Raw genomic sequence first — 5665 nt, forward strand, 5'->3', positions numbered from 1 at the left:
GGATCTAGTAGCTGAACCACTAACTGTAGCTATCGCAGTAACTGGCGATCAAGGATCTAAAGTAATTACCGATCCTTACAACCCAGGTGCTGTAGATGCTGCTACTGGTGAGGTGATCACACCTGCTGAAAAAGTCTATGCTGCTGCAACCAAAGAAGATCTGGACGCTACCACAGGCTTGACTTACACTGTGTCTCTAAACCGTGCATCATCTGCTGATACTGAAGTTGTCGTTACCTTGACCGGTAAAGCAGATGCAGCAGACATCAAGAACATCACGCTAGCATCAGACAAAGGCGCTGTTGCTTATAATGAGATCAATAACACAGTGACTGTGAAGATCCCAGCGGGCGAAACTTCAGTATCATTCCTGCTAGATCCAGTACTAGAAGCTAGTACTGCAGCCTTTGATAATGAAAGCCCTGAAACGGTCATCGCTAGCATTACCAATACCGTCAATGCAGATGAAACCGCAACTATCAAAGCAAGCGAAACACTCGCAGATGGTACTGTTTTGAACAATGGCGAAGCTATTGGTGTTATTCAAGACGGTGATGCTATGTGGGTTGCTAAATTATATGGTGATCTAACTCCTTACTATGGCCCAAATGCTGAAAGCTTTGCTAATTATAGACAGGCTGGTGATACAGTTCCAGCTGAATCTGCTGCTGCATTGACAACAGACTTTGGTGATGTGGTATACATTGGCTATCATCCAGATGAGACATCCCCAAATGTTATGAATAATGGCGCCCTTTTGAATTTAGGTGATACAAAAGTCGGACAAGCTACCGATGGTAACGATGCTATTACCACACTGGATCTTGCCCAAGGCGACGATGTCCTTAAAATCAAAGGAAACATCAGTCAACAGACTCGTACGTATCTAGGTGAAGGCGATGACATCTTACGAGTTGGCGGATATATTTTAAGCAGTGTAGTCAATGGCACTATCAATGACTCTGATACATCATCGGCGGTAGCATATGTCTTTGGTGAAGCTGGCAATGATGATATTGCTGTTGTCGGGCGTGTAGAGAACGGTGCTATCTATGCAGGTAGCGGTAGTGATACTGTAACTACTGGTTCTTTAGGATTAACCACTCGCATTGATCTAGGTAGTGGCGCTGCAATGCCAGCGGCATATCTGCCTGAATACCAAGCACTACCAGGTGTAAGCCTAGGCAATGACAATAACACCGATCTGGCTACAGATGTAAATACCTTGACCGTAAATGGTTCTGTATCATCTGGAGCCAACATTTTGGGTGGTGAAGGCCAAGATACTGTTACAATTAAACAAGGCAGCGATGGCGATATTAATCTCGGCAATGGCAATAATACAGTAAATATTGCTGGTTTTGTTGGTGCTTCTGGTAGTATCACTACTGGCACCGGTAATGATACCGCAATCTTTGGTGCTAACGTTGAAGGTGATATTGATCTTGGCGCAGGCGATGACATCGTAGAGATTGCTGGTAGTACGGCTGCTGCAACGACCAGTATCATTACTGGTACAGGAAACGACACCGTAACCATCAAGGGCACTGCTCGCGGCGTCATTGAACTGGGCGATGGTGATGATGTGCTAAATATTGGTGCTGCAGGTGCTAACATCAATGGTGGTGATGGCATCGATACCATCAAGCTAACTGGAGCTGGCAAGGATATCTATTTGGCTGACCTAACTGGTATTGAAGTACTAGACCTAAATGGCAGCAGTACTGGTAGTGCGTGGAACGAGCGCAACACCCTAGACCTAGGCTCTGGTCAAGCAGCCACTCTGGAGAATATCTTGAAAAACCCAGGTCTATATGTTAAAGGCGATGAAGGCGATCGTGTGAATGTGTATCCATTCTTATCTCGGGAAAATACTGGCAATCTAGCTAAGACAGGTGAGGTGAAGACTGATGCCGCTGGCTTGAAATACGATGTATGGCAATATGGTACTGATACCAATGCTGTAATCTACATTCAGCAAGGTGTCGATGTGTTCTAATTGCACATTGGAATATAGTTAATCTAACCAAAACCACCTCCGAAGTTCGGGGGTGGTTTTTTTGGCTGTAGGATGGGCATCGCCCACCGGTACAATCCATTGGATTTGTTTGATTCGTGGTACGCATCCTACTGTGCTATTTCTTCATCGGCAAAGGCTGAATTGATGAATCACCTAGCGTTTCATCACAAATCACCTCAGATGCGCCTGTATATTCCTGACCACTCTTGGCATTTTGTTCAGATTGTGTCATTACCTGCTTTTGTTCGGGCTGTGTTGTTGCTTGGCACCCACATCGACACCGACATAGGTGCTTATCATCAGTTTCATTGTCATTTTGTGTTTGAGTGCTCTTTGGTTTTTCTAGTTCGGGTACCGCTTGTATATTTTCCTTTGGTAGTCTTAGACAGTATTCTTCTTTGTCTTTATCTGCGACATTGCATAGAACACGCTCGCTACCGATATTCCATTTCATATAGCCATACAACGCATTGGGATGTTTAGCCCAGTAGTCGCTTGGCGCCTTGCTATTAAACTTGGTCTGAAGTTGTGTAATGTCAGCAGTTCTCAAGCCATTAATGCTATCAGCATTACCATTGTTATAGATTAGGTACCATCTTGTTGAACTTTTCTTTTCTGTAATTCCAACCATTTCAAAAATAAGATAATTACCATCTTGAACTTGCGAAATGGTAGAAGTTAGCATTGCAGCAAGTATAGCTATTGGAGATAGAATATGAATCCACCAAGAATTGAATTTGAAAGCCATAAAAATTGACAAGCTAATTACCATCACAACAACTAACAAAGTACAAATTCCAAACATCTTACAGATGGTGAATAATATGAATAGTCCAATCACAAGATTAATCGCTAAAATGATATAAAATTCCCACTTATTGGAGTTGTTTTTGCCCAGCCAAAACATATATGTTAGGACTGTTTGCAGTTGTAGAAAAGTAGTCAATAAGCCCGTTACAAATAACATTAACACAAACGCTAAAAAGGTATTTGGACTATTAAATAATTCTAAAACCAAATCATTTTGTTGAATTTTTGAACTATAATTTAGCGCAAGCATAAATCCAAAAATTATAGTGATGATAAAAATTATAGAAATGGTTTGTAGAATGATGGCAGTAAATTTGCTTATATCATCCAATAGATTGGAATAATTCTCTCTTTTTAATAAAGGATTATTATTCATTTGAATCTTATCTTTATATTTTAGTTTATCCTGAATTGACTTTACCGTCTTTTGAGTTGTGTGTATTGAATCATCCGCATGCTTTTCATCTTGCTTCATATAACCTCCTTAATTTTTCATATAATATATCTAAATTTATGGCGTATCAATTATAAAAAATTTGCTACAACCATGTTTTAAATATTATTTTAAAAAATATAGAAAATAAAACAACTTTCAATATCATCATAATGCGTACCTCGTATCAAACAGATCCGATGGACTATGACGGTTGGTGATGTCCATCCTACAGCCGATAAAAAACCACCCCCGAACTTCGGAGGTGGTTTTGGTTGCTTGGATTATATGGATAGTGAGATTAGATCACTTGGACACCTTGTTGGATGTAAACCCATTGATCAGAGCTTGCAACTGTATAAGCGTCATAAGTCACGCCATCCACTGTTCTTTGCTCTGCATCAATCTTCGACCATACAACTTTGGCATTACCGATTGTGTCACGAAGATCACCATCAGGACGTCCGCCTGGACCGAAGTTCACTTTGTCTTCTGAACCGCCTTTGATAAACAGCTCTGTATTGGTATCCACTTCAGTCAAGTAATTGTGCTCAACGAATAGATACTGAGCTTTGGCATCAGACATATCGATAGTTTCGAAGTTCTTGATGGTACGCATACTGTATTGCTCATTATCAGTACCTGTTAGATAGATAGTGTCGTTACCTTCACCACCATCTAGACGCAACTGGTTCGGGTTAGAGTCTAGATATACTTTACCAATGGTCAAGCTATCATCGCCTGCACCCATGTCAACTAGGCCACGATAAGCTTGGCCAGTAATAGTCATCTCATCATTACCTTCACCAGCAAGGATTTTCAAATCCGCAGTGCTATCGCCAAGTGTACCACCAGTGCTTAGACGACCAGCGATATTGATCACGTCGTCACCAGCACCCGTATCAATAACAGTTTCTCGAATTGCATTGCCTGAATTCAGAACATCGCCACCAATGATAACGGTATCTTTGCCATCTCCGGTAGTCATGGTGCTATGAGTGAAGTTGCTTGAAATAATAGCCGCATCGTCACCAGTACCAAAGGAGATTGTACCAGTATTGGCCACATAACCGCCCACTTTCAGTACATTGTCACCGTCTCCGAAGTTAACATTTTTTTTACCGTCAAAGTTGCTACCTACAAGCATGGTGTCATTACCGCTACCAAATGTCACTGCTGATTGGATGCCTGCAGCAACCCAACCTTTTAGGTTAATCAGGTTGTTACCTTCGCCCATATCAACGACGAACTTAGGATTAGCTGTATAAGCAACAACATTCTCATCCAGCTGTAGCTTATCATTACCATCGCCCATCTTCAGTGATGATGCATTACCTTCAAAGCCTTGGAAAGCACCGCGTACATGAATGAAGTCATCACCCGCACCAGTATCGATAACTGCAGGGACATTACCCCAATAGTTTTGGTCAGACAGCGAACCATTTAATGCGTTAAGAGCACCAAATTGATCCAAACCAAGGATAAGCGTGTCATTGCCAGCAGTCGGTACAAACGCATCTCCGCTAGCAGCATCAGCGCTTAATTGTTTACCACCAATACGGTTTGCGTCATCGAAACCACCGTCATTTTTGACAGCAATACCATCACGATCTTTAGTACTGTCTGGACCAGTCACAAGATTGTAGCTGCTAAATAGGTTACGCATAAACTGCATGGTTTCAGTTCTGACATTACCTGCTGCATCCACAACGGTCACTTTTAAACCAGCTGGATCAAAGCGGTCAAAGCCATCTAATGTAAGTGTGTAAACACCATTAACTGCTGAAACAGTCGCCGGTACCTCTTTGCCGCCGCTCGTATAAGTTGCCGAAACGGTTGCATTCAATTCAGAATTATCACGAGCTGTTAATACAACTGTCGCACTACCTTTTGTATCGTTAAAGGTCGCTTCTGTAACTTGCATCGCCTCTACCATGGTATCCAAGCGGAAGGTATGGCTTTGGGTAGCTGTCACTTTGCCGTCAGTCAGCAGCTGGATTTCATACTCATAGTCAGTGCCATAAGTTTGCTCAAGCTCAGCTTCTTGGTACTCAAAGTCTTTACCAGTGGTTTTAGTCAATACTTCTTCAGCATTGGTGCGAATACCGTTCACGATAGTGTAACGAGTGACCACAACTTGTTGACCAGTTGATAGCTCATTGTCTAATGAGAAGCTTAAAGTTGGTTTGGTATCGTTTGTCAAACCACTGTCAAGAGCCAATGCAGTGTCAAAATCAGCAGTTGCTGAATCAGCACCAACGGATGCGATATCACCAGTGAAGTCTGCGCCGGTCTTACCAGCAGCGGCATAAGCGGCTGATGGATCAACTTCATCAGTTAGATTGTCACCCAACTTGATGCTATCTGCAACGATTGTGGTTGCTGGTTCAGGTGTTAGATCC

3 protein-coding genes are annotated in these 5665 nt (G+C 42.3%); 1 reads left to right on the forward strand and 2 read right to left on the reverse strand.

Annotated features, from left to right (window positions below; translation table 11 throughout):
- A partial coding sequence (locus B0681_RS10415; protein ID WP_407661983.1) for an autotransporter outer membrane beta-barrel domain-containing protein occupies positions 1-1999 on the forward strand: 1999 nt, incomplete at its 5' end.
- Between the two features lie 136 nt (positions 2000-2135).
- Here the strand turns inward: B0681_RS10415 and B0681_RS10180 are convergent.
- Together B0681_RS10180 and B0681_RS10420 are read right to left on the reverse strand one after the other, a co-directional pair.
- Positions 2136-3305, reverse strand: coding sequence for a hypothetical protein (locus B0681_RS10180; protein ID WP_078318609.1), 1170 nt, complete (start codon positions 3303-3305; stop codon positions 2136-2138).
- A gap of 259 nt (positions 3306-3564) precedes the next feature.
- A partial coding sequence (locus B0681_RS10420; protein ID WP_078318610.1) for a hypothetical protein occupies positions 3565-5665 on the reverse strand: 2101 nt, incomplete at its 5' end.

This window comes from Moraxella porci DSM 25326, assembly GCF_002014855.1.
In the GTDB taxonomy this organism is placed as follows: domain Bacteria; phylum Pseudomonadota; class Gammaproteobacteria; order Pseudomonadales; family Moraxellaceae; genus Moraxella; species Moraxella porci.